Below are 26,163 nucleotides of genomic sequence, written 5' to 3'. Positions count from 1 at the left end.
CATTTAAATATATTGACACTTAAAAAAATCGATGCCGGTTGTTACCTGACATCGATTAAGAAGCTTTTTTATCCAGTTATTGATTCTCGCTCAGAAGTAATAGATTCAGATTCATCAAAATTAAATTCCGGCGGTGCTTTTGTAAAAAATCTTGTTAAATATAATAGGTAGACAATGCCTGCCCCAATCCAGCTTAACCCAAGGATCATAGCATCACGGTCCAGATGAAACCATAAATAAACGTTAACCGCTAAACCAATCAGCGGAATAATGATATATCCGATGATTGAGCCAAATGCAGATGTCCTTTTCTCTTTAAAATAAAACGCAATAACAGACAGATTAACAAATGAAAAGGCAGTAAACGCGCCAAAATTGATGAATGACGTTGCGGTTGTTAAATTAAGAAATAATGCTGTCAGCGCTATAATCCCTAAAATAACGACATTAAAAATCGGCGTTTTTAACTTGGGATGTACGTAACTAAACAATTTCTTAGGCAATACGCCGTCGCGTCCCATCGCATATAATAGACGGGATGCACTTGTTTGGGCAGCAAGTCCCGATGCAGCAACAGAAACAAACGCACCGGCAAGAAAAATCGATTGAAACAGGGTGCCGCCAATAAGTTTAGCAATTTCCGGCGAAGCCCCTGAAACATTTTTTAACACTGATACATGCGGTATTAAGCATTGCATAAAAAACGTCACAATAATGAAGAAAAGCCCGCCGAACAAAGCAATCAGTAAAATCCCTCTTGGCACATTCTTCTTCGGTTCAACAGCCTCTTCCGAGAGAGTTGTGACTGCATCAAAGCCCAGAAATGATAATGCCAGAATAGAAGATCCGGCAATTACCGCGGACCATGGCATATGATTCGAAAGTATCGGCTGTAATGAGAGATGGCCGGTACCGCCAAAAACAATCGCCCTAATCGTCAAAACAATGAATGCGACCGCAACGATCAGCTGAAACAGGACCATCAGCATATTAGCGGACACAGCGATTTTAACACCTACAATATTCATGATTGTAATTAACACAATTAATCCTACAATCCATACCCATCGGGGAACATCAGGAAAACCTGTAGAAAGATAAACGTTTGCCAGTAACGCATTGATCATTGGCATAAAGAGATAATCAAGTAAAGATGCCCATCCGACTAGAAATCCAAGTCCCGGATGCATGGTATGTCTGGTATACGTATAGGCTGAACCTGCTTGAGGAAATTCCTTGACCATTTTACCGTAACTGAATGCTGTAAACAGAACGGCAATCGTGACTAATATATATGCCGCAGGTACATGTCCTTTTGTCGTTTGCGATACAATGCCAAAAGTGTCAAATACGGCAAAAGGCGCCATATATGCCAATCCAATAAAAACAAGATGTTTTAATTTTAATGTACGTTCAAATTGTTGAGCCTTTTGTTCCACCCTTATCCCTCCTTGATGTGAAAGCGCTTAAGACATTGGTCCTATTTAACCTCTGAACGTCTGATAGGGTGTTTCTTATCTACCTCAATCATTTCATTTTTTGCAAATTAATGTATTTTTTCTATTTCAAGATGACAGGGCCGTACCCTGTTGAATCATTTATACAAGGTTAACGGCCCAATATCAATAGTTATTTTGTCTTTACTTAAAATTGGTTATTTTAAAACACGTTGCAGTAATTCACCATAGCTGTCCGGTCTTCTGTCACGGTGGAATTGAAGAATGTTTCGTGCTTTTTTCACTTCAGCTAAATCAATTTCAGCCATAATAATTTCGTCTTCTTTTGTTTCAGCTTCTTTAATTACTGTGCCCCATGGGTTGCTGATAAAGCTGCGTCCGTAGAATTCCATATGACCTTCATTAGAATCTTCCCGGCCCACGCGGTTAACTGCGGCAATAAACATGTTGTTGTGAATACCGTGAGCACGGATAGCATCCATCCATGTTTGTGATGTGTCTAATTCAGGATGATCCGGCTCAGATCCAATTGCTGATGGATAAAAGACAACATCTGCACCTTTTAAGGCAACGATTCTTGAAGGCTCAGGGAACCATTCATCCCAGCAAATTAAGACGCCGATTGTACCAAATTTTGTTTCGAATACTGGATAGCCGGTGTCGCCTTCAGCAAAATAATATTTTTCAATATATTGCGGTCCTTCCGGAATATGATGTTTACGATATTTTCCAAGATCAGTGCCATCTGCATCATAGACAACAACCGTATTAAAATACATGCCGTCCATTGCATATTCATACAATGAAGTGATAATAACGACACCTAATTCTTTTGCAAGCGCCTGCATTTTATTTGTAATCGGACCCGGTATTGGTTCCGCCCATTCATATTTCTCTGAATCAATCGTTTGCGGAAAATATTGTCCGCCGAATAATTCTTGAGTACAAATAACCTGAGCGCCTTTTTCAGCAGCTTCACGAATCATTTTCGCTGCTTTCTCTACGTTTGCTTCACGGTCTTCTGAACAGCTGTGTTGGATTAGTGCGATATTAATTTTGTTTTTCTTCATACTTTTTCATCCTTTCAGTTAAGTTATGTGATCCAATTCTAAATGATTTATGGCTGCGGCTGTTGCTGGGTAATACAATGAATGTTACCGCCGCCTAACGCAATTTCGCGAGTATTCACTTGGACAACTTCCCTATCAGGGAAAAGCGCTTGCATTTGTTGCAATGCTTCCTTGTCACGAGGGTCTTCAAACGCCGGTATAATAACGCCTCCATTGCATATATAGCAATTGATATACGTACAGGCAAGTTTTGTACCCGTGTTTCTCCCAAAGCTGCCCCTTGCAACATCAATACCTTCACTTTCTTCTTCAGTCATTTCGATTTGTTTCGGGATATGAATTTTATGAATCTCCAGTTTTCTTCCTTTTGCATCGGTTGCTTCTTTTAATACTTCATATGCCGCGTTTAATACCGGATATTGCGGATCGTTTTCATCATCAGTCCAGCTGAGCGCAACAACACCCGGGCGGACAAAAAAGACAACTTCGTCGACATGGCCATCCGTTTCATCATCTAGCATACCGTCTTTTATCCAAATAATTTTTTCTACATTTAAATAGTCTTTTAATTTCTCTTCTACTTGCTCTTTGGTTAGTTGAGGATTTCGGTTGCCATTTAAAAGACATTGTTCAGTGGTAATTAATGTACCTTCGCCGTCAACAGTAATTGATCCGCCTTCTAAAATAAAATCTTGAGCGTCATAGCGGTCCACTTGTTCAATTTCCAAAACCTTTTGTTTAACGTAGGTATCCATGTTCCATGGGAAATACAGACCCTTTTCTAAGCCGCCCCAAGCATTGAATCCCCAGTCAATACCGCGGATTTCACCTTTATCATTTTTCACAAAGGTCGGCCCGATATCTCTCATCCAGGCGTCGTTTGATGAGATTTCGATAACCCGTACCGATTCAGGAGCCAATTCACGAACATGTTCAAATTGGTTTGCATTTACACATAATGTTACAGGTTCAAATTTGGCAATACTGCTGGCGACATTAATAAATGCTTTTTGCGCAGGTTTGGCGCCAAGCCGCCATGTATCTGTTCTTTCCGGCCAGAGCATCCAAGTACCTTTATGAGGTTCAAATTCCCCCGGCATTCGGAAGCCGTCTTGCTTTGGTGTACTGCTTATTGTTATCGACATCTGATTACCTCCTATTTCGAGAGATTACAATTTAATAGATATATAGATTTAAATAATCAAAATTTTAAAAAGCAATGGATATATATTTAACCTCTAAAAATTCTTCTATGCCGTGATGACCGCCTTCTCTTCCCAAACCGCTTTCTTTATAACCTCCGAACGGCGCTTGGGCAACTGAAGGCAGCCCATCATTTAATCCAACAATGCCATACTCCAGTTGTTCACTGATCCGTATTGCACGGCCAATGTTTTCAGTGAAAACATAAGCTGCTAAACCAAATGGCGTATGATTAGCTCTTTGAACAACCTCATCCTCTTCCTTGAAAACAGCAATTGGTGCTAGAGGACCGAACGTTTCTTCGTTCATGCACAGCATTGATTCATCTGCATGGGTAACCACTGTAGGCTGGAAATAATAACCTTCGCCTTTATTTAATTCTTCGCCGCCGCAAACGACTTGTCCGCCTTTTGAAACAGCGTCAGCAACATGTTCCTTTACTTTTTCTACAGCTTCTTCATTAATCATAGGACCAACGTCAATGCCTTCTTTTAATCCGTCTCCAACTTTTAAATCAATCACTGCTTTTGTCATTTTTTCAGAAAAGGCCTCTGCCACTGATTCTTGAACGTATACACGGTTTGTACAAATACAGGTTTGACCGGCATTTCTGAATTTAGAAGCAACGACAGCTTGAACTGCTTTATCCAGGTCTGCGTCATCCATAACAATAAACGGCGCATGGCCTCCCAACTCTAAAGAAATCTTTTTAACCGTATCGGCCGCACCTCTCATCAGCAATTTTCCAACTTCAGTAGAGCCTGTAAATGTTAGTTTTCTAACTCTTTCATCCTTTAACCATATTTCCGAAATTTCTTGAGGATTACCAGTAACTACATTAATAACACATTTCGGAATGCCTGCTTGTTCCGCGAGTTCGGCTAATTTAAGAGCTGTTAACGGGGTTTCCTCAGCTGGTTTGACAACAACTGTACATCCAGCTGCAAGGGCCGGCCCCACTTTTCTAGTAATCATTGCTGCAGGAAAATTCCATGGCGTTATAGCTGCGACGACACCTACCGGTTGTTTTTGAACAAGGAGCCGTTTACGGCTGTCCGACGCCGGAATGGTCTCACCGTAAATTCGTTTTCCTTCTTCGGCATACCAAGAGATGAAGCTGTTTGCGTAACTCATTTCGCCAAGTGCCTCTTTATAAGGCTTTCCCTGTTCCATTGTCATCAGTTTAGCCATTTCCTCTTTATTTTCATTAATGAGTTGATGCCACTTGAATAATAGATGGCTTCTTTCCTCAGCTGTTTTTTGCGACCAAGTCTTAAAAGCTTTATACGCAGCATCGACAGCTTGTTTGGCTTCTGCCCCGCCGCCCTTTGGAATTTGGGCAATAATTTCTTTGTCAGCGGGATTAATAACGTTGATTTGTTCTAAATGATTGCCTTTCCATTGACCATCTATGAACATTTGATACGACTTCAATATGTTTCCTCCCTAACAAAAATGATAGTCAGTCATTTTTTGATGATGTTGTGCTCATGTTTTTTTATAGCAAGTTTCATGCCAATAGCAATTTGCTTATTTTATTAAAAAAATCGACATAATATAAGTATTTTTGCAAAGATAATTATTCAATATTGCATAATGTACCCATATTTTAATAATTGCCTTGATTATAAAGGTACCCATTGGAAGATAAGGGTACCTTTTTTCCTGCTCCTGATCGGGTAAGCCGTTCAGTAAGATGCTCGATTACTCTCCAGTTGTTAATCTCATACCCAGTATCCCGATAATAATAAAGGCTAAGAAAATCCATTGGGCTATTTTGTATTTTTGACGGAACCATATTAAATCAACTAACGTTATGCCAAGGGTTCCGATACCGGTCCATACCGCATAAGCAACCCCCACTGGAATATCTTCCATTGCAAATGATAAGCAAGTAAATGAAAATATAAAACCTGCAATAATGATAATTAAAGGCCATTTTCTTTTTAATCCATCAACATATTTAATAGCTGTCACACCGATAACCTCTTCTAAACCGGCTAGAAGCAGTAATACCCAAGCCATTATTGATTGCCCCTTTCTGTTGATGATTCTTTTTTACCCGTTGAAGCTTTCATTCCAATGACACCAATTAACAAAAATGCTAAGAAGAAAATTTGACTATTAGAAACCGGTTCTCCAAGAAATATACCAACAATAAAAGTTCCGATTGCGCCAATGCCAACGAATACTGTATAGCCAATAGTAACGGGAATTTCTTTAAAAGCGCGAATCATCATAATGAAACTGATAATAATAATGATAATGACGCCGGCCCAAACTATTAAAGAATCGGCATATTTTAATCCTGTCGCCCAAACAATTTCTAACAACCCAGCTACTACGATCAGCAACCAGCTCATGTTAATACTCCTCTCGATATTAAATGATTGATTATCAGTCATTTTTTCTATATAAAAATTCTTTCGCTAAACAAGCGATTTTTTAATAAATTTAAATAAATCCTCTTTAAATTGACTTACATTTTGATCATCTACACGTTCTTTGGATAAAAGTAAATTTTCAGCAGTATGTTCTGTAACGCCGATAATCATTCTTACAACGCTCGCAGTCCGAATACTTGCATCTATTTCTTTTCTTTCTTTTGCTTGATTTAGTTTATCCTCTAACCACTGATAATATGGAAGATAAATGTCTTCCCATTTTTCAAAAGAATGGAAGAAGGCTAATCCGGAATAACAAAATATAATAAGTTCCTTATATCTTTGCGTAATATCAAAGGTAACATTAATTAAATCATTAAGTTGTTCCCAAATATTATTGGTGTCTGCCGTCTCACTTTTCAACTCCTCAAGCTGCTTATCAAATATATATTCGGCAATTGCCGGAACGATAGAGTTTTTAGAAGTAAAATATAAATAAAAGGTTCCGTGGGCGACACCCGCCTCCTTAACAATCTCTGATACCGATGCCTTCTCAAATCCTTTTTCCGTTATTACCTTCATAGAAGCTTGTAATAAAGCTTGATATTTTTCTTCTTGTTTCGTTTTCAATTTAAGCCGACCTCCATGTGACTGACTGTCAATCATTATATAATATTGCATTCACATATGTCAATTGGATTCAAGGAATGGTAAAGTAAACTTGGCTGGTGCCAAGCCCTTAAGGCGCAGGCAACTGCCTAGTACTCCAGAGCACAATTCTCGCTAACTCACTGCGTTCGAAGTCTCGCTTTGTTGCGCTTATAAGTGTTTAAAAAGAGGCTAGCGTATAACTAGCCTCGCATATTTAAAATAATGCCACTATTAATATAGTTAGGTTAATCTTATTCAGCTGATATCAGAATCAAGCAAATCGTCTTCTATAAATGCCATCACCATTCCCGGTATCACATGATCGCCTATTTTCACGTGTACCGAATTGATCACGCCGCTTATTCCTACTGCAATTTGTTCACAAGATCCATTTTCCGTTTTAATAATAAACAACGGCTCCCATTCCGATACTTTTGTATTCGCTTTCGCTAATACTTTTTCAACTGTACCGTATGAAGGACTTGTCACCAGTTCTTTATTTCCCCAACGATGTGTTAACAATTCACGGATAATCAAACGATCCCCCCTCGTAATTTGAACTTTTTCTAAAATGGTTTATACCCAACCCCGGAAACGGGATGCCTCGGCCATCTTTCTAATCCCGATCATATATGCGGCAAGACGCATATTTACCTTCCGATTAACAGAAGTGTCGTAAACGTTGTTGAACCCTTTAACCAGTACTTTTTCAAGACGCTCTTCAACTTCTTCTTCTGTCCAGTAATAGCCTTGATTGTTTTGTACCCATTCGAAATACGAAACAGTTACGCCGCCGGAGCTTGCAAGAATATCAGGAACAAGCAAAATGCCTCTTTCCGTTAATATCTTTGTCGCATTCAATGTTGTCGGACCGTTGGCTGCTTCAACTACGATGCTGGCTTTGATGTTATGAGCATTGTCTTCAGTAATTTGATTTTCAATTGCGGCAGGAACAAGAATATCGCAATCAAGTTCCAGTAACTCTTTATTTGTTATTGTGTTATTAAATAATTTAGTAACCGTACCAAAGCTGTCGCGGCGGTCAAGCAAATAATCAATATCCAAACCTTCCGGATCATGCAATGCGCCATAAGCGTCAGAAATACCAACAACTTTAGCTCCTGCGTCATGTAAAAATTTCGAGAGATAACTGCCCGCATTGCCGAAACCTTGGACAACAACTCTTGCACCCTTAAGCGGAATATTTCTTTTCTTAAGTGCTTCTCTAATACAGATCGTTACACCTTTTGCAGTAGCAGAGTCCCGGCCGTGAGAACCGCCTAGAACAATCGGTTTTCCTGTAATGAAACCAGGTGAATCAAATTCCCTTATCCTACTATATTCATCCATCATCCATGACATAACCTGAGAATTTGTAAAAACATCCGGCGCTGGAATATCTTTGGTTGGACCAACAACCTGACTAATGGCTCTTACATAACCGCGGCTTAATGCTTCCAATTCACGGAAGGACATCTCCCGCGGATCACAAATAATGCCGCCTTTACCGCCGCCATAAGGCAGATCAACAATACCTGATTTTAAACTCATCCAAATTGATAAAGCTTTAACTTCATCCTCTGTTACATCAGGATGGAAACGGACGCCCCCTTTTGTTGGGCCGACAGCATCGTTATGCTGGGAACGGTAGCCTGTAAAAATCTTGACCTTGCCGTCGTCCATTCGCACCGGAATCCTTACTGTTAAAAGCCTTATTGGTTCTTTTAATAACTCATACATTTCAGATGAAAAGCCTAATTTATCTAAAGCTTCTTTAATAATTGTTTGTGTTGATTCAAAAAGATTTAAGTTTTCTTTTTCTGATGTTTGTTGTTTTTCTTTGATTTCTCCGCGTTCGTCAGTAATCACTGATGATCCCATAATAGCACCTCTATAAATAATTTTTATTTTTCTTAAATAGTAATCATGCGTATTTTAAACAAGTGACGGCTTTTTATTGTTTTCAACCGCTGCCTCTATTGATTCTTCAATAATAGACAGCCCTTCTTCAAGCTGCTCATCTGTAATGACAATAGGCATTAATATTCTTACAACGTTTCCGAAAACACCTGCGCTTAATAAAAGCAATCCGCGTTTGCCTGCCTCACTAATAATACTGTTGGTTAATTTCTTATCAGGTTCTTTTGTTTTTAGATCTTTTACAATCTCCATTGCACACATCGCACCAAGCCCTCTGACATCACCAATGCAATCAAAACGGTCTGACAATTGATTGAATTTTTCGATAACCCTTTTACCGATTTTTTCAGCCCTTTGGTTAAGATTCTCTTCTTCAATCACGTCAAGAACCGCTAAAGCTGCACTGCATCCTAAAGGACTGCCGCTGTAAGTACCGCCTAACTCGCCCGGTTCTGATTTATCCATAATTTCACTCTTGCCTATCACACCGCTGATCGGAACACCCGCTCCCATCGATTTAGAGATTGTTATTAAATCAGGGACAACGTCAAAATGTTCAATGGCAAAATAACGTCCTGTTCTCGTGAAACCTGTTTGGATTTCATCGGCTACAAATAAAATCCCATGCTGCTTGCACAATTCATAAATACCTTGAACAAACCTTTTGTTTGGAACGACGAAACCGCCTTCACCTTGAACAGGTTCCATAATGACTGCGGCAATCGTTTCCGGTGCGACATCGCCAACTAAGAAATCCTTAAATTCTTGTAAAACATATTCATCATAATCTGCTTCTGTCATGCCTTTCGGGCGGCGGTAATAATATGGATACGGCGCTTTATAAACTTCCGGCGCAAACGGTCCAAATTCATATTTATAAGGCTTTACTTTACTTGTCATAGTCATTGTCATCAATGTCCGGCCGTGATAGCCTCTTTTAAATGAGACAATCGCTTGTCTTTTTGTATACTTTCTGGCAATCTTAACTGCATTCTCAACCGCTTCCGCACCGCTGTTTAAAAACAGAACCTGTTTGTCATGATCCCCCGGTGCCAAGTGCGCCAGTTTTTCAGCCAGTTTCACGTATCCTTCGTACATCATGACATTAAATCCAGTGTGGATAAAACGGTCAACTTGTTCTTTAATTGCATGATTCACTTTTGGATGACTATGTCCAACATTAATCGTTCCAATAGCACCTGCAAAATCTATAAAAGTATTTCCGTCAACATCTTTGACAAGAGCGCCTTCGGCTGAATCTGCAAAGGTAGGCACACCATTGCTGACACCTTTAGGAACATAACGTTTCCTCTTTTCTAGCAGCTCTTTAGCAATTGGCCCTGGTAACTGAGTTTTTACATCAGAAAATTTAGCCATTGATTTCATCCTTTCACCTATGTTGATTTCTCATGTTCTCTCACTTTTTTAATATGCAAGTTGCGTGCCAACATAATAGCGCTCTATAATAGCGAAATAAAATGACAAGTGCCAAACCTTTTTGCGCCTAAGATGCTAATCTGGAATATGATGACACCTCTATGCTGTTTCTGATATCGAGTACCTGCTCATACTGCATTCTAAAGATTTAACCTCTACACTCATTTTTTAACGTATTAACTCAAGAAATCATAAAAACTATGCAATATGGTGTTCACTTATGCAAAAACGCATAAATAAAACCATGACTCGAATTAACTAGTCATGGTTAATAGATTGCATTACTTTATTAATTTAGCGTTTGTAAACACCAGTTCCTTTTTATTTGGATCCAGACCGATTGGGAAGCCTCTGAATGTTGCCACTTGTCCTTTTTTCAAATGATCTAAGGAAACATTCTTTTGCATTTTAGCATCAATTGGATATGTACCATTTAGTATAAGCTGATGGTCTTTAACCTCTTTAACGTTTCCGGTTATTTGCACCACTGTATCTTGATACTTTTCGTCAGCAGCTTTTTTATCTTTTTTATATTGTTCGGCATACTTTTCAGCGGATACTTTAATCACTTTACTTTCCGCTGCATGATTAACCATATTATTACTAGTTGAGTGTTGAAGCAACTTCATCCAAGTGAACATTCCCGCTGAAACAACGACAACAATGACAAGGATGGCGATGATTGTCTTCGTGCCATTAGACATGACTTTCTTCCTTTCCTGCGATCAGTAATGAAATTATAAATAATTTAATAAGCCTGCATAATCAAGTATAACTTATCAGGCGTCGACACATTCGTCGTATTTTTGACAATTTGAGGGCGCCAGTCTGTGGATAACCCCATTTTCAGGGGTCTGACCCCGTGAACTGTGGATAACTTTATTCGATTATTGAATAATGTGAAACATAAAAAGCGTGCATTTCGCGCACGCTTATTGCCTATTCTAAGTCCAGGGTGTTATTCTTTTTTCTTTTTAGTAATTTATCAGCATCGGCTAACCCTTGTTTGTAACCTTTGTAATAACCCTCTTTATAAGCATTAGTCAGTTCATTTAATATGATAACTTGAGCGTGAACATCAACTTTACTTTTTTCCATGAAAGCTCTTATTTTTTCCTCTGTGTTCATTTTCTTAAGTTTTAACTCCATCTTTGTCTTTTTACTGGGCATTCGATTTCTCCCCTTTCTTTTATATCGCATAAATCCTTCTTCTAACTCTTTATCATTTTATTTTTTATAAGAACAAATATTTCACTTTGATTTTACGGAATACCCTTACAATAGTGTTAAGAAAACTTTACCTGGATCATTTTTTTGAAGTATCTAGAATTATTTATGTGTATTTTCACATATAATTTGTTAACATGTTATGCGAGGAGGGATATCATGAACAAATCTACCCGTTATATTCTTATTACCTTTTTGATCGGGGTTTTTCTTGGGGCGCTTGATTCCGGAATCGTTTCACCTGCTTTGACAATTTTATCTAAAGACCTTGATACAAGTATGAAATGGACGGTTTGGCTTATAACTATGTATACACTCGTCTATGCCGTCAGCATGCCCATCGTTGGAAAGCTGGCAGACATGTTTGGAAGGAAAAGAATCTTTTTGGCAGGTATCTTTCTTTTTGGATTAGGTTCCCTTATTGCCGGACTTTCTCATTCACTTTGGATGATGCTGGTTGCAAGAGCCATTCAGGCACTTGGCGGAGGCGGTATCATGCCGATTGCCAATGCTGCTATTGCTTCATCTGTTCCGAAAGAAAAGCGCGGCCAAGCATTGGGAATGGTCGGTGCAATGTACGGCATTGCAACAATTATAGGGCCAAACATAGGCAGTTTCTTCGTTGATCAATTGACTTGGCGCTGGATCTTCTTAATTAATATCCCTATCGCTATTATTGTTCTAATTCTTGGCAGCCGCTTGCCAAAACAGAAAGTTGAAGTTAAGAATAAATCCATTGATTGGTTTGGCGGTATATTTTTAACTTTAACGATAGTCTTTGTACTTTTAGGGATTACCCATATTAGCCAAAATAATATTGCAGCCTCATTATCGCATTTTAAAGTTTGGGGATATGTGATCATTGGCTTAATTTCTATTATTCCCCTTTATTTAATTGAAAGAAAGGTCAAAGATCCAATTATTAATTTAAAATATTTCAAAAACGCTAATATTGTTATCACCTTATTCATGAGTATCATTACAGGGATTGGTATTATTACGATGATTTTCATTCCGGCTTTTTCCGAAACACTACTTAAACTTCATCAAGGCAGCGGCGGCTATGTGATGACTATTTTAGCTGCAGCGGCTGGATTTGCCTCGCCTATTGGGGGTATGCTTCTTGATAAATGGGGAGCAAAACAAACAGTGATTGCCGGATTTGCTCTCAGCACAGCCGGCGCTGTTTTCTTCTCCTATATTGCCAACGGGTGGGTCACATTAATTATTGGCATGATCTTAGCCGGAGTCGGGGTTGGCTTTACGATGGGAACACCGCTGAATTATATTATTCTTGAACTGACACCTGAAAAAGAGTCCAGTGTCGCCCTATCACTTATCAGTTTATTCAGGTCGATCGGAACATCACTGGGTCCGGTTATTCTTGCCAGTTTCCTTGGATCAGCCGGCGGTGCTTCCATGGGTTCTGAAAAGGCAGCTCATTCTTCATTCAGTTCTAACGGCGTCATGCCTGAATTTGTTCGGAAAATGATTTTAGAAGGCTACCACCATTTATATATGGCAGCTGTCGTTATCTTTATCATCGGTATTTTATCCTCATTATTATTACGGCTTTCTAATGAGACAAGGTCAAAAAACGAATCGTTACATGCTGAAGGATAAAATCATTCAATTAAAGGAGCTGATTCATTCCGAACCAGCTCCTTTAATGTCTATTCTGCAGACTCCTGCTTTTTAATTTCTGATTTCCCCCGATAACGAACGTACAAATAAATCATTAATATGATTGATATGATTGTCAGCACAATCGCCGACCACTGTCCGCCTGTTAAACCGTTATACCTCGGCGAATCTCCGCGGAAGAACTCTAATATAAACCTTTCAACATCGTACATAAACACATAAAAGGCAAATATCATTCCTTGCGGCAGACGTTTTCTAGCCAATAGGAAAATAATTAACAGTATTGAAAAGATAAACGTATCGCCTTGAATTTCCCATGCTATAGCTGGCCACAATGGCTGACTGCCATAATAACTGTAAGCTACCGTCCCTTTTGGAAACACAGTACCAAAGTCCGCATGTGTCGGCCTTCCAAAAGCATCGCCGGCAAAATAACAGGCAACCCTGCCAATGGCTTGTCCCAGAATCATCGCCGGTGCAAGGTAATCCGCCATTTCCCAAAAATTCAACTTATGTCTATATGTATATATAATTAGAGCAATAATCCCGCCGGCAATCGCACCTTCAATTGAGATGCCGCCCTGCCAAACGGCAAAGATATCCAGCAGATGATGAGAATAATACGGCCATTGAAATACGAATACATGCCATAGCCGTGCGCCAATAATAGCACCGATAATCGCATAGAAAATAAAATCTTGAATATGTTTGTAATAAATTGTTTTATATGTTAAACCTAAGGCGACACCGTAGCCAATGATAATGGCTATTATAGATATAACTGCATGCGTCTGAACAGTGTAGCCAAAGACAGTAAATAAGTCCTTATGCATATTTTTCACACTCCAATTTTCTATTAACCTAATCTCTATCTTTTCTGTAATAACAGACAAGATTTCCTGCTCCGACTTCTGAAAAACAGTTTATCGGCACTTTCAATGGGATTTTTTCAGTCGTGCCATAAGCTTATCACAAATGAAAGGAAATAAACCACCCAAGCCATCTCCTCATTTTGACAAAATATCTACTTTTAATCATTTTATACTATGAATAAATTCGGATATCTAAAAATACATAAAATTACCCTATTGGCTCATCTCCAACAGGGCGTTGTTTTTAACAATATTAAAATGTCCTAGACAGATATATCATTTTCCAAAATAAACATTTTTAAAATGTGCCAAAACTGTACCCGGTACGACTTTATCACCCTTTTTTACATTTAATAATTCAATGATGCCATTTAACCCGGCTGTTATTTTTTCCAGTGATCCCTGTTCAGTCCTGATAATAAATAATGGGTCAAATTCTTTTACATTATTTTCTTTAACGACTACTTCCTCAACTGTTCCAAAAATAGGACTCGTTAAAATTTCTATTTCACCCCATCGTTTTGTAACGATTTCTCTAATATTCATTAAAATCATCTCCTTTTCGCCTTTTTATTAATTCGTTAAATGCCCCCTATTTCTAAAATTCAATCAATTAATTATTTTATTCAAATCAATCACCTGTTCAAGAGCATATCCAAAACGATAGAGGTTCGCTTCATCAAACCTTTTGCCTATTAATTGTATGCCAACCGGCAGGCCTGAAGAGGATATGGCACATGGCAATGATAAACTTGGAAAACCTGTTATATTGCTTAGACAGGTCATCCTTTGGATAGCTGCTCTAACATTCTCTTCCTTATTGGCGATATTTACTGTTTTTTGTCCAATATTAGTGGGCAGCATGGGTATCGTTGGCGTTACAATAACGTCAACATCATTCAATAGCCTATCAAATAGTTTTATAAATTTAGTTTTAACTTGCAGAGCTTTAATATATTCAGCAGCTCGAAGGCCGGTACCTTGTAAAATACGTTTCCTTGTTTCTTCTCCAAGCAGCGGATGTTCAGCTATACTTTTATTTATAAAGTACGCTTCGATTGCCGTTATAATATCACAGGCTTCTATGACTTCATTCAAATTCTCAATTTCTATAAACTTAATGATAACTCCTAATTCTTTATATTTCTGTATTGACTTTAAAAAACCCTTTTTTACTTCTTCATCTATTTTTTCAAGAAAGGGGTATAAAGGGATACCAATCGTACAGCCTTCCAATTTTTGTCCCATCCGGTGCGTGTAGTCTTTCTTTACTCTCAGTATTGAACCGTCATCTTTTTTTCCGGAATCTGCTAAATAACTTAGCATGACAGCATTATCCATGACACTTTTAGTCATTGGCCCTGCATGATCAAGTGTATGGCTTAAAGGATAGATCCCGTCATTGCTGACAAGCCCGTAGGTAGGCTTCATGCCGACAATACCGCAGCATGAAGAAGGAATTCTTATCGAACCTCCTGTATCTGTCCCTATAGAGGCATAGCATAATGAATCTGCCACCGCCGCAGCCGAGCCGCCGCTTGAGCCGCCTGCTATTTTCGATATGTTATAAGGATTATAAACCGGTCCAAAATAAGAATCATCACCAGTAGGTCCGTATGCTAACTCATGGGTATTAAGCTTTCCAATAATAACGGCCCCTGCTTGTTTCAATTGTGTAACGACAGCGGCATCATAGTCTGGTACAAAATCTTTATAAACCCCTGATCCCATCGTTGTTTTAATGCCTTTGGTAAAAATTAAATCCTTTAATCCAATTGGGATACCGTGCAAGGGGCTTCTAATATTTCCATTCATTATCTCTTTCTCGGCTTTTAAGGCTACGTTCATTGCATGGTCAAAACAAACAGTAATAAATGCATTTACTTTTTCATTTCTTACTTTAATTCTATTAATAAGCATTTGTACTACTTCTGTTGGGGTTACTTTTTTCTCTTTATAAGCTTTAGCCAATGTCATAAAGTCCCAATCCAGTACTGAACCTTCAGCCATTTCCATTATTGAATCACTCATTTCGCAAAGGACATCATATTTGTTACTTCAATTCTATTATTTTGACATGCTTTCTTTTGAAACATTTGTGTTACTGTCGAATGGCTTTACAGGAGACCTTCTGCTTCGAATGGTATAAGCAATTAATACGACGGCAAGAGAAAAGGTACTTAAGAGGAGCTGTGAACGCATACTTTCGTCAAAGGCTAACAGCGCTAAAACTACAACCATACAAATAATTGTAAAATAAGTTAAATAAGGAAAACCCCACATTTTTACAAGCAATAATTGAGGATTCTCTTTTTCCAAACGCGAGCGCATTCTGAGTTGGGCAGCAGCAACGAACAAATAAATATAAAGTACAACGACGCCGCTTGAATTGAGAAGAAACTGGAAAATTATATCTGGTGAGTAATAGGCTGCTATAATCGATAAATAACCGACAACGGTTCCGGAAAGGAGTGCTCTCATTGGTACACCTTTTTTGTTTACTTTAGTAAACCACCTTGGCGCGTCACCCCTTTTTGCAAGGTTAAATAACATTCTTGAAGCAACGTATAACCCTGAATTTAAACAGGAAAGTACTGCAGTTAAAACAACAAAATTCATGATTTGGCTGGCTCCTGGGATACCTAACATTTCAAGCACGCTTACGAAAGGGCTTTCAAGAAATCCCGTATGGTTCCACGGCAATATACAAACAATTATAAATATCGATCCAACATAGAATATGAGAATTCGCCAAATAACAGATCGGGTGGCCCCGGCAATGGCTTCTTTTGGTTCATTGGATTCCGCAGCTGTTATGGTTGCAATTTCAGATCCTAAAAAGGCAAAAATAACAACAACGACCCCTTTTAAAATTGATGCAATACCATGAGGTGCGAAACCGCTGTGAACCGTTAAGTTTTCAAAGCTCATCGCCTTCCCCGGCCACAGCCCTAATATGTAGGCTGCACCTATGATTATAAATAAGATGATAGCAACTATCTTAATCGTCGCAAACCAATATTCAAATTCGCCGTATGATTTAACAGAAAAAATATTCGTTAACGTTAATAATATAATTAAACACAGACTTAACAGCCAAAGCGGCGTATCGGAAAACCAATATCTTAAAATACCTGCACCGGCTGTTGCCTCAAAGGCAACAACGACTACCCAGAAATACCAATATAACCATCCGCATGAGAACCCTGCCCAATTTCCTAATGCCAGCCGGACATGTTCTGAGAAAGACCCGGCTCCCGGATAGGCCGAAGCCATTTCTCCAAGCATACGGGCAATAAATAATACCAGTATGCCAGTCAGCAAATAGGTGATAATAGCTGCCGGACCCGTTTCTTTAATAATTGCACCGCTGCCGACAAATAGACCTGCGCCAATCATCCCTCCGATTGTAATCATGATAACATGTCTTTTTTTCAGGTGTTTTTGAAGATCTTCTGATTGAGCCATTTTACTCTCATCCTTCCCAAGAACTTTTTATAAAGTTACTTAAATAAGACATGGATGTTTATTCATAGAGCAAAATACACACTTTTATTTATTATAAAGCAACAATTAGTAATAGTCAAAATATTATAAAATATATTTGACATATCAATCCTCTTAATCTACCATTAAATTGGAGTTCGAATTATTAAAATAGTCAAAAATGGCAAATGGCTTAAATTCTATGTTTTATTCTTTTAAAAAGGGAGGTTTATCAATGATAGTCAGAACGTTAGATGAAATTAGAAACACAAAAAATGATGTAAAAGATGAAAATTGGGTTAGCCGTCGTATATTGCTCCGTAAAGACGGTATGGGTTTTTCCCTTCATGATACAGTAATAAAAAAAGGGACTGAAACTTACATTTGGTATCAAAACCATCTTGAAGCTTGCTTTTGTATTGAAGGAGAAGGTGAAATTGAGGTTCTTGATGATGAAGGCAACAAAAACGGTGAAATTTACCCTATTAAACCCGGCACATTATATGCTTTGAATAATCATGAAAAGCACCTTTTACGTGCGGCAACAGCGGATATGCGTTTAATTTGTGTCTTTAACCCTGCTGTTACCGGCGATGAGGTCCATGATGAAAACGGTACATACCCTTTATTAGAAGACGAAGATTGTACCCGTGTTAAATAGAATTTATAACAGCCCCGGACGGAACCGGGGCCTGTCTTATTAATAATCAATCAAGCGTTAAAGTATTTTTGCTAAGAAACTTTTAGTTCGTTCTTCTTTGGCACTTGTAAATATTTCTGAAGGTTTTCCTTCTTCGACAATAACGCCATCGTCCATAAAAATAACCCGGTTGCCGACTTCTCGGGCAAATCCCATTTCATGAGTAACGACAACCATTGTCATGCCTTCTTTCGCCAGATTTTTCATAACCTGCAGCACCTCCCCAACCATCTCCGGATCAAGGGCTGAAGTCGGTTCATCAAAGAGCATGACTTGAGGCTTCATCGCTAAAGCCCTGGCAATTGCAACACGCTGCTGCTGGCCCCCTGATAATTCATCGGGGTAGCTTGCTTCTTTATTATACAAACCAACTTTTTTTAATAAATCTCGTGCGATTTCTTCACTCTCTTCTCTTGACCGTCTGAGAACTTTACGGGGCCCGATTGTAATATTATCCATTATTGTCATATGTTTAAAAAGGTTGAATTGCTGGAACACCATACCAACATTTTGCTGTAACTTATGAAGATTCGTTTTCGGATCAGTGAGCGCCATACCGGCAATTTCAATGGTTCCGCTAGTTGCGGTTTCAAGCCCGTTCAGACAACGTAAGAAGGTGCTCTTACCGCTGCCCGAAGGGCCGATGACAACGACAACTTCCTGCTCATCTATGTGATTGCTGATGCCTTTTAGCACTTCGTTGTCTCCGAATGATTTATGCAAGTTTTCAACGTTTATCAAACTGAAGCCTCCTCTCTAAGTAAGAAGCTGTTTTTGACACGGCAAATATGATAATGAAGAAAATAATACCGATAACAGCCCAAATTTGGAACGATGCAAATGTTGTAGATATGATCATTTCCCCTTTATAAACCATTTCAACAACGCCAACCGGCGCCAAAAGTGTTGTATCTTTAATCGTCTGAGCAGCCTGATTGACAAGCGGAGGAATCATCCGTTTAAAAGCCTGCGGTAAAACAATATATCTCATCGTTTGAAATCCTGTCATTCCAATGCTGGCTGCCGCTTCTTTTTGCCCGCGGTCTACTCCAAGAATACCGGCGCGAATGATTTCAGTAACATAAGCCCCTTCGTTCAATCCTAATGTTAATGCAGCTGCGATAATAGGGTAATTTCTTGGTCCAAACCATTCATTCAAAGGCAATATACCTGGCAAACCAAGGACAATGAAAAAAATTTGCACGAGAAGAGGAGTTGACCGGAATATTTCCATATAAACGGTGGCTATCCCGCGAACAACCTTTATTTTTGATAAACGCATTAACGCAGCAATTAATCCAAAAATGATTTCAAGAATAATAGCCACAATGGCAAAGGCGAGTGTTAATAATAGACCGTCTAAAATAATTGGCATACTATCCCAAATGACTTTCAGAACACATCTCTCCCTTCCGTCTAAAAACGGCGTCGCAAAGCTGCTGCGATATGACCGGCCAGCATCTTTGCGACGAGAAACAGTGATCCTTCATTACCTGCTGTTTTAAAATTCTTTAGTCGCTGACTGCAACGTCTTCAGGCTTTTTAACATCGTTGACGATACCGCTCGTGTCTCCGTCAAGATATTTATCAAATAACTTCTTATACTCCCCGTCCTTTTTCATCTTAGCTAATCCATCATTTACTTTTTTAAGTAAATCGGCTTTTTTCTTATTAACAGCAATACCGTAGTACTCTCCTGTTAATAAACCGCCAACAATTTTGACGTTGTCTCTTTTACTTTTGAAATTAATATTAACCGGATTGTCGAACAGTACTGCATCAGCACCGCCATTTTCCAGCGCTTGATAGGCATCATTAATATCTTTAAATTGTTTAATGTCGCTGCCATTAACCCCGTGGCTTGTTAAATAATCAACCGAAGAAGTTCCCTTTTTCGTAGCAACCAAATGACCTTTTAAATCTTTTACATTTTTAATTTTTGAATCTTTTTTTACTAGAATTGATAATCCGGACTTATAGTACGCATTAGAAAAATTAACATTTTTCATACGGTCGGATTTAATCGTCATGCCGGCTACAGCCATATCAAGTGATCCTGCTTGTAATGCCGGAATCAATCCTTCAAAAGGCATTGTTTTAATCTCTACCTTAAAGCCTTCTTTTTTGGCAATAGCTTTAACCATATCGATATCAAAACCGGTTACCTTGCCATTTACTTCAGACTCAAATGGCGGGAATGTTGTATCTGCGCCAACAATAATCGTATTATTATCATTGCTGCCGCCGCTGCTGTTTCCGCTGCCGGAAGAACTGCTGTCCTTACTTTTGCCGCATCCGGCTAATAACATCCCAAGTGCTAATAGTAAAACGAGAGAAATCAGTACACTTTTCTTTTTCAATAGGTCTTCCCCCTTTTTAATGTGAAAACATTTTTTGCCCAAACGATGTTGTTTGATCGATTGGGTTCTTTCTTTTGTCTAATATTATCTATGACAAGCTTGCTAAATTTATGACAAAAGCATTATTTTACAAGTCTCATTTTTATACCCGGCTGATAACTATGACTCTTTTGAACCATTAAAGAAAACTTGCCGATTGGCAAGCCTTAAAAGGCGAAGACAAAGGCCTAGTTGCGCTTATACTTTTAACTTGAAATTTGCCTCTACGTCGAATTCTCCTCTGTGCTGCAAATTTAAACCTAAAGTATAAAGAAAACTTGGCTGGTACCAAGCTTTACAGCGCCGGCAACAGCCAAGTTTTTTTTACTTTCGAATATGAAAATTGTCCTCAAGCAATACCCAATTTTGCGGAAATGGATAACCGAGTACCCAGTAACTGATCCCCCGCAGGTTATATTCCTTAACCAAGTCAAATTTGGCTTGAGCGCTTCGGGCGTCTTCAAACCAAACTTCATGCGAACGCCCCTGTTCATCAGTATATCGGAAGTACGGCGATTGCGATCTCTGGTCATATTGAATGGCCGCATGATGCTGTACGGCTCTGCGCATGGCTTCTTGCATACTAAATGTCTCTGCCTCCTGGCCTTGAACATGCGGTACAAGCCAATCACGGGCGTACAATTGGAAGCCCATCATTATTTTATTTCTGGGGATGGCAGTCACAGCATAATCAAGAACCGCTCTTATTTGGTTAATAGGCGAAACAGCCTGCGGCGGTCCAAACCGGTATCCCCATTCATAAGTCATGAGGACTACAAAATCTAATATTTCACCGTGTGCTGGATAATCATGCGCTTCATAAAGGACCCCTTGTTGTGTTGCGCTCGTTTTTGGAGCTAATGAGGATGACACAAAATAACCTTCAGGATGCAAGCGATTTACCGCCCGTCTAAGGAATTGGTTGTAACTTTCACGATCATTAGGCAAAACATTCTCAAAGTCAATATTTAACCCGCGATATCTTTTGCTTCGCATGGTATTTACAATATTGGTCAATAACCTGTTTTGTAATGTCACATTACTAAGGATGGTGTGCGCAAGTTGCGATCCTGTTTCTGTTGAGGAAAAATTTGTAATGGCCATCATCGGGATGACGTTATTCGATATAGCTGTTTGAATAATCGCATTATCATTAACAGCTTCTAAACTCCCATCATCTTTTATACGATAAGCAAATGGGCTTACATAGGTTAAGTAGCGACTGACTTCCCTTACTTGTTCAGCGCCCTCTTCACCAAATTGGATTACAAAAGCATTGACATCTATTGTTGGTTTCGCCCGTTCCGGTATTCTTAATACTTTGCCAGGATAGATCATTGAAGGATTCGTAATTTGATTTGCCCGCATAAGTTCTTGTACACTGACACCAAATTTACGCGCAATTAACCATAGATTATCGCCGGGCCTGACAGTATATTGACGATAAGCAGTGGGAATAACAAGTGCTTCACCGATCACTAAAGTATTTCGATTTTGTATTTGGTTGGCAGTAACAATTTGATTAATGCTGACACCGTACCTTTGAGCAATTTGCCACAAACTTTCTCCCCTTTGTACCACATGGATTTGCATTTTTGCTCCTCCCCTTTTTGTTTCATTAATATGTTTTATTAGTAAAAAGTATATTTTAGAATGTTTTATTTAAAGGAAAAGCACCTTGAAGAAGGTTTAGGGGAGCTTATTAAACGTAAAATCTTGAATTAATTGAAACAGGCTGTTTAGTTGATTCAACTTTTACATACTATAAAAAGTTATCATTCATCAAATAGAATCCAACAAATAACCCAAAAAAGCATTTTAAATCACTTTTTTGGGTTACCGCCTCATTATTTATGACATTTAATGTCCATATGTAATCAGCTTTATTTAAAAACGTCAAACCATCCTTTGGCTTTAAACCATAAAACCATACCAACGCCTATTACAGTCATGACTCCAAGTACCATAAAGTAACCATAGTGCCAATGAAGCTCAGGCATATTTTTAAAATTCATGCCGTAGACGCCTGCTATAAAAGTTAAGGGGATAAAAACTGACGAAATAATCGTCAAGGTGATCATAATTTTATTCATGCGAAATGAGTTTAATGATAGATAGTTATCACGCATATCAGATGTGATTTCGCGATTTGATTCAATGATTTCTGCCAGCTTTAATAGATGATCATGAATATCAATATAATATGCCCTCTGTTCTTTGACGATATCTAACCGGTCAGAGTTTAGTATCCGATATAAAAGATCGCGCATTGGTATGATCGTCCGGCGAAGTTTTAATAAATCGCTTCTAATATCAAACACTTCATCCATTAAGGAACCTTTATTTGCCTCCTTATCCTCAATCTCATTAAGCTGGTCTTCTATCTGGTAAATTGTTGGAAAATAGTTGTCAACAAGTTTATCAATGATCATATAGCTAATGTAGCTTGAGCCATGATGCCAAATATTTTTATTAGTTAGTACACGCTCCCAGACAGTATCAACTTCATTCAGCTTAGCAAAATGAAAGGTGACGATAAAATTGTGCCCAACAAAAAGATCGACTTCTTCCGATTCTAAAGTTTTTTGATTAAGGGCATGTACAACAAAAAAGTGATAATCATCATAATAATCAAGTTTCGGCCTTTGCAGGAAATGGTAGCAATCCTCCACCGCTAATGGATGAAAATGAAAATGGTGTTCGAGAAGGACCGCTTCTTCTTCGCTCGGGGAATTAAAATCTGCCCAATACCAAGAAATCCCCAGATTTGACAATTCCTCAAGAGGGACATTTTCCTTTAACTCTAATTCATCTGTTAATACTAAAGTTCTAATCACTGCATCTACCCCTTGATGTTTGAAGATCTTTAAGTTAATTAATATTTTCTATTGTGTTCAACTTTTTTATCTTTCACTCTTTTACCAATTATAAAGTACACTGTAAAAACTATGGGTCAGGCTGGGACACGATCGCAATAAGGACAACAATCGACATGACAACGACACCTACGTTCTTGGCTAAGTCCAAGACATCCATTAAAAATCGCTCCTTATCCGGATTGATTAAAACGCCCGCAAACTGTCATTCTTTTGTTTATGATTTGTCCCGCTGCTGTCAAAGGGCTTGAAATCCTTTTATAAAAATTTCTGCTTTGATAAAGTTAATTGCTATATATGTATATTCAACAATTATGTTAAGAAGCCTGCTTTAAGGATGTATTTTTCAGATAGTATGTATGGTGCGTCTTCGCCGATGCTTCCACTCCTCTTCGCAAGGCAGCAAAGCAGCAAATTGTTTATATCATTGGCTGGTTATGGCTGTATGGAGACATGAAATATATTATGTCAACTTCGATCACTCTAAAACACGCATTAATTTAGCGCCGCCTCTGGCCCGAAAAAGAGGACTGATCATACTGCCTTTAGGTCCTGTTATTACAATAATGCCTATTTTATCTATGAAGGAGCATGACTTAACGCGGGCAGCATATATTGTTTATCAGTCGATACTTGCAGTATCTAAAAACATTTGAATCAAATAGTCAGCTGATATTTCCCAAAAGGCACCCAAGAAAGGTGCTTTTTGGCTTATTTCTTTAACTCACCCTTTTTATTCGCCGAAAAGCAATAAGTCTTATACGGGTTTGAACATGGCTGTCCTGCAGATAATTCCATCAATCCTTCAGACAAGTTCATGATAATCGAAAACACTGTACTCCCTACAGTCGGCCGGCCCAAATCCGGCGGAAACAGTTCGCCATGCCGGCAAATGCTGTCGGGATGGCCTATATGATCTGTAAGAATTGTTTTAAAAGTCTCTGAATCGATTTGTCCATTAGCATGCGATAAAAGCTTCGATGCCCGCCCTTGGCGCAAATGTGTATCCGGGAAATTAATACGTGCGGTATCTTTAATATTAATGTGGCGTGGACCTATAAAATGATTCGTATGTATCAACCATCCATTCATACTATATAGAACATCATAATCATCAGGTGTTGCCTCAATATTTAGTGCTTCTCCCTCTCTATGAGCAATTAGATAGTTGGCTGAGGTACCGCGCGTTAACCTGCCAATTTGCCCTGTCGCTTGGGAAAGGGTTCTGCTGTTCAAGATACCCCTAAGTATAATATGGACAGGCACGCCCATGGTCGTTTGATCGTCAGTGCCAAGAAAATTTAAACAAACGCCTAAACCTTCACTGTTCATTCCGATCTTCCCGACTATTCCCGCTTCCGTTGCCATTAAAATAGCCGGCCTTGGCGATTGGTCTATTTCCAATACAATCACACCAGGTTTCACTCCATCATTCCAATCCCAATTTTGACCAAGTAAAGTCTCGTTGTTTCGTGCCGCTTGTGGAACTGCAGCCAGACTTGTACAACCATCAGTATTAATAATTTCACTGCGGACATTTAATGCCACAATATCTATCAGATTCTGTTCTGACCCTTCGCTGATTCCTTTTATTTCATCCATTATCTCTTGATCATACTTTTCAATCCAAGGGATATACTCTTTAGCCCGGGCAGTTGCACTTTCCCAAGATATACCGTATGAATTCATAAAATACCGCTGGTAAAAATCAATATTATGAATGATCTGATTGCGCGCAAGCTCACCTATTTCTCGGCCCCGGTTAATCGCCGTGCCGCTGACGCAAAAAAAGGGAAACGCCTCCATTTAAAAACACCCCTTCTCCCATATTTAATTCATACTGTCTTTTATCATCATAAACTAATTTTTCAATTAATCAAAACAATATGAATTGTATGGTTACCAAGACTAATTATTGTCTATTTCCTCCGCAATGCTTTTGAAATTCCCTTTTCCATCATCGACAGTTAATAAAAAATCTTTGTCCCTTACACCAATGATTGAAAAAGAGCTGGATAAAGAAACCGGCGCTCAAACTAAAGCATGGTTTGAAGCGCAAACACCTTGTCCCCGTTTAGGCAAACCGGAAGATGTCGCATACGGCGTTCTATTCTTGGCATCTGATGAAGCATCTTTTGTTACTGGTGAAGAACTCATTATTGACGGCGGTTGGACTGCTATTTAAAACAATTTAAGGCAACCGGTGTTTCCGGTTGCCTCTTTTCCCTATTGATTTTGCGGTACGACTTGATACATGGATGCTACAGTTTGAATAGAAACATCCGGTGCCGCTTCAAGCGGATAAAATCCTTTTTTCACCATATATTGATACACATCGTAAGCATGGCTTGCCCCCATTAGGAAGGCTTGTTCTAAGAATGAACGCAATTCCGGGTGAGTGACTTCGAAAACGGCATTCCCATATTCACGGCCAGCGCGTTTTAATGTTAATAAATAAGCTGTCGCAATTTCCCGGTCATTTAGCGTCTGGGCATTTGTTCGAGGTGCTGTTGCCGGCGCAGGCGCAGCCGGCGCTTGTGTATAAGACTGCAAAACAGGGTTTAAAGGCGGCGCTTGAAGTTTAGATGTTGGCCCTTCAGCCTTGTTAAGATACTCTACCTTCATATTATAATCTTGAATATGAAGCGGAAAATGAGTTTGTATCAGTGATTTCAATTCCTGGCATTGCACCTGTCCTAAAAATAACCCCATATTAGTAATCGTATTAAAACAACTCATCGTCAGTTCACTTAATTCATTTAATTCATGTGAAGTTAGCTTCATGGCCTTTCCTCCTTTTATTTCGAGCATTCATACTTTATATTGTCCAGCGGTAA

The 26,163-nt window shown here is 38.9% G+C and carries 25 protein-coding genes and 1 pseudogene; 3 read left to right on the top strand and 23 right to left on the bottom strand.

The genetic code is table 11. The annotated features are described in order from the left end of the window. Nucleotides 1–68: 68 nt before the first annotated feature. The 12 genes from ACFQRG_RS04420 to ACFQRG_RS04365 all read right to left on the bottom strand — a co-directional run bounded on the left by ACFQRG_RS04420 (nucleotide 69) and on the right by ACFQRG_RS04365 (nucleotide 11,292). Nucleotides 69–1,439: an APC family permease gene (locus ACFQRG_RS04420; RefSeq protein WP_380964085.1), complete on the bottom strand. Its 1,371-nt coding sequence runs from the start codon at nucleotides 1,437–1,439 to the stop codon at nucleotides 69–71. A gap of 215 nt (nucleotides 1,440–1,654) precedes the next feature. Continuing rightward, complete coding sequence (locus tag ACFQRG_RS04415) at nucleotides 1,655–2,527, bottom strand: carbon-nitrogen hydrolase (protein ID WP_380964083.1); 873 nt, start codon at nucleotides 2,525–2,527, stop codon at nucleotides 1,655–1,657. A 47-nt stretch (nucleotides 2,528–2,574) separates the two neighbouring features. Next, the gene (gene aguA / locus ACFQRG_RS04410; RefSeq protein WP_380964081.1) at nucleotides 2,575–3,672 is read right to left on the bottom strand and encodes an agmatine deiminase; all 1,098 of its coding nucleotides are present in this window, start codon (nucleotides 3,670–3,672) and stop codon (nucleotides 2,575–2,577) included. Between the two features lie 64 nt (nucleotides 3,673–3,736). Beyond that, the gene (locus ACFQRG_RS04405; protein ID WP_380964960.1) at nucleotides 3,737–5,149 is read right to left on the bottom strand and encodes an NAD-dependent succinate-semialdehyde dehydrogenase; all 1,413 of its coding nucleotides are present in this window, start codon (nucleotides 5,147–5,149) and stop codon (nucleotides 3,737–3,739) included. 285 nt (nucleotides 5,150–5,434) lie between these two features. Next, nucleotides 5,435–5,755 (bottom strand): DMT family transporter, encoded by a 321-nt coding sequence (locus ACFQRG_RS04400; protein ID WP_380964079.1) that lies wholly within the window; start codon nucleotides 5,753–5,755, stop codon nucleotides 5,435–5,437. After that, nucleotides 5,755–6,093 carry a DMT family transporter gene (locus ACFQRG_RS04395; RefSeq protein WP_380964077.1) on the bottom strand — a complete coding sequence of 113 codons (339 nt, stop codon included), beginning with the start codon at nucleotides 6,091–6,093 and terminating at the stop codon, nucleotides 5,755–5,757. Before ACFQRG_RS04395 ends, ACFQRG_RS04400 begins: the two co-directional genes overlap by 1 nt. Before the next feature lie 66 nt (nucleotides 6,094–6,159). Further along, nucleotides 6,160–6,744, bottom strand: a complete 585-nt coding sequence (locus ACFQRG_RS04390; protein WP_380964075.1) for a TetR/AcrR family transcriptional regulator — start codon at nucleotides 6,742–6,744, stop codon at nucleotides 6,160–6,162. Between the two features lie 276 nt (nucleotides 6,745–7,020). Next, the gene (locus ACFQRG_RS04385) at nucleotides 7,021–7,302 is read right to left on the bottom strand and encodes a biotin/lipoyl attachment domain-containing protein (protein WP_380964073.1); all 282 of its coding nucleotides are present in this window, start codon (nucleotides 7,300–7,302) and stop codon (nucleotides 7,021–7,023) included. Between the two features lie 39 nt (nucleotides 7,303–7,341). Continuing rightward, entirely contained in the window at nucleotides 7,342–8,646 is a 1,305-nt protein-coding gene (locus ACFQRG_RS04380; protein WP_380964071.1) for a Glu/Leu/Phe/Val family dehydrogenase, read from the bottom strand. Between the two features lie 54 nt (nucleotides 8,647–8,700). Continuing rightward, the gene (gene gabT, locus ACFQRG_RS04375) at nucleotides 8,701–10,062 is read right to left on the bottom strand and encodes a 4-aminobutyrate--2-oxoglutarate transaminase (protein WP_380964069.1); all 1,362 of its coding nucleotides are present in this window, start codon (nucleotides 10,060–10,062) and stop codon (nucleotides 8,701–8,703) included. A 341-nt stretch (nucleotides 10,063–10,403) separates the two neighbouring features. Beyond that, nucleotides 10,404–10,826: an OB-fold protein gene (locus tag ACFQRG_RS04370; RefSeq protein ID WP_380964067.1), complete on the bottom strand. Its 423-nt coding sequence runs from the start codon at nucleotides 10,824–10,826 to the stop codon at nucleotides 10,404–10,406. Nucleotides 10,827–11,061: 235 nt separating this feature from the next. Then, nucleotides 11,062–11,292, bottom strand: coding sequence for a hypothetical protein (locus ACFQRG_RS04365; RefSeq protein ID WP_380964065.1), 231 nt, complete (start codon nucleotides 11,290–11,292; stop codon nucleotides 11,062–11,064). Between the two features lie 216 nt (nucleotides 11,293–11,508). Between ACFQRG_RS04365 and ACFQRG_RS04360 the strand changes: the two genes are divergently transcribed. Beyond that, entirely contained in the window at nucleotides 11,509–12,972 is a 1,464-nt protein-coding gene (locus ACFQRG_RS04360; RefSeq protein WP_380964063.1) for an MFS transporter, read from the top strand. A gap of 50 nt (nucleotides 12,973–13,022) precedes the next feature. On the opposite strand, the gene lgt is transcribed toward ACFQRG_RS04360, so the two are convergent. The 4 genes from lgt to ACFQRG_RS04340 form a co-directional block, all read right to left on the bottom strand. Next, a complete protein-coding gene (lgt, locus tag ACFQRG_RS04355) occupies nucleotides 13,023–13,886 on the bottom strand; it encodes a prolipoprotein diacylglyceryl transferase (protein WP_380964061.1) in 864 nt (287 codons plus the stop codon). A gap of 255 nt (nucleotides 13,887–14,141) precedes the next feature. Continuing rightward, entirely contained in the window at nucleotides 14,142–14,411 is a 270-nt protein-coding gene (locus ACFQRG_RS04350) for a biotin/lipoyl-containing protein (RefSeq protein ID WP_380964058.1), read from the bottom strand. A 63-nt stretch (nucleotides 14,412–14,474) separates the two neighbouring features. After that, nucleotides 14,475–15,896 carry an amidase gene (locus tag ACFQRG_RS04345; RefSeq protein WP_380964055.1) on the bottom strand — a complete coding sequence of 474 codons (1,422 nt, stop codon included), beginning with the start codon at nucleotides 15,894–15,896 and terminating at the stop codon, nucleotides 14,475–14,477. A gap of 36 nt (nucleotides 15,897–15,932) precedes the next feature. Next, entirely contained in the window at nucleotides 15,933–17,333 is a 1,401-nt protein-coding gene (locus tag ACFQRG_RS04340) for an amino acid permease (protein ID WP_380964053.1), read from the bottom strand. Nucleotides 17,334–17,586: 253 nt separating this feature from the next. Between ACFQRG_RS04340 and ACFQRG_RS04335 the strand changes: the two genes are divergently transcribed. After that, nucleotides 17,587–18,012, top strand: coding sequence for an ectoine synthase (locus tag ACFQRG_RS04335; protein ID WP_380964050.1), 426 nt, complete (start codon nucleotides 17,587–17,589; stop codon nucleotides 18,010–18,012). A gap of 57 nt (nucleotides 18,013–18,069) precedes the next feature. Here the strand turns inward: ACFQRG_RS04335 and ACFQRG_RS04330 are convergent, their stop codons facing one another. The 6 genes from ACFQRG_RS04330 to ACFQRG_RS04305 form a co-directional block, all read right to left on the bottom strand. Next, entirely contained in the window at nucleotides 18,070–18,792 is a 723-nt protein-coding gene (locus ACFQRG_RS04330) for an amino acid ABC transporter ATP-binding protein (protein WP_380964047.1), read from the bottom strand. Then, the gene (locus tag ACFQRG_RS04325; RefSeq protein ID WP_380964044.1) at nucleotides 18,779–19,426 is read right to left on the bottom strand and encodes an amino acid ABC transporter permease; all 648 of its coding nucleotides are present in this window, start codon (nucleotides 19,424–19,426) and stop codon (nucleotides 18,779–18,781) included. Before ACFQRG_RS04325 ends, ACFQRG_RS04330 begins: the two co-directional genes overlap by 14 nt. A 136-nt stretch (nucleotides 19,427–19,562) precedes the next feature. Continuing rightward, entirely contained in the window at nucleotides 19,563–20,411 is an 849-nt protein-coding gene (locus ACFQRG_RS04320; protein WP_380964041.1) for a basic amino acid ABC transporter substrate-binding protein, read from the bottom strand. Between the two features lie 363 nt (nucleotides 20,412–20,774). Further along, nucleotides 20,775–22,043, bottom strand: coding sequence for a glycoside hydrolase family 18 protein (locus tag ACFQRG_RS04315; protein WP_380964038.1), 1,269 nt, complete (start codon nucleotides 22,041–22,043; stop codon nucleotides 20,775–20,777). Between the two features lie 290 nt (nucleotides 22,044–22,333). Next, nucleotides 22,334–23,287: a magnesium/cobalt transporter CorA gene (gene corA / locus ACFQRG_RS04310; protein ID WP_380964035.1), complete on the bottom strand. Its 954-nt coding sequence runs from the start codon at nucleotides 23,285–23,287 to the stop codon at nucleotides 22,334–22,336. Between the two features lie 750 nt (nucleotides 23,288–24,037). After that, nucleotides 24,038–25,132, bottom strand: coding sequence for a C45 family autoproteolytic acyltransferase/hydolase (locus ACFQRG_RS04305; protein ID WP_380964032.1), 1,095 nt, complete (start codon nucleotides 25,130–25,132; stop codon nucleotides 24,038–24,040). A gap of 184 nt (nucleotides 25,133–25,316) precedes the next feature. Here ACFQRG_RS04305 and ACFQRG_RS04300 point away from each other — a divergent pair. Beyond that, nucleotides 25,317–25,511, top strand: a pseudogene (locus tag ACFQRG_RS04300) (SDR family oxidoreductase); the annotation flags it as partial. 41 nt (nucleotides 25,512–25,552) lie between these two features. On the opposite strand, the gene ACFQRG_RS04295 reads toward ACFQRG_RS04300, so the two are convergent. Further along, the gene (locus ACFQRG_RS04295; RefSeq protein WP_380964030.1) at nucleotides 25,553–26,110 is read right to left on the bottom strand and encodes a spore coat protein; all 558 of its coding nucleotides are present in this window, start codon (nucleotides 26,108–26,110) and stop codon (nucleotides 25,553–25,555) included. Nucleotides 26,111–26,163: the final 53 nt, after the last annotated feature.

The organism is Scopulibacillus cellulosilyticus, assembly GCF_042665295.1.
GTDB classification, from domain to species: Bacteria; Bacillota; Bacilli; order Bacillales; family Sporolactobacillaceae; genus Scopulibacillus_A; species Scopulibacillus_A cellulosilyticus.
This window is presented reverse-complemented; position numbering and strand designations above follow the sequence as displayed.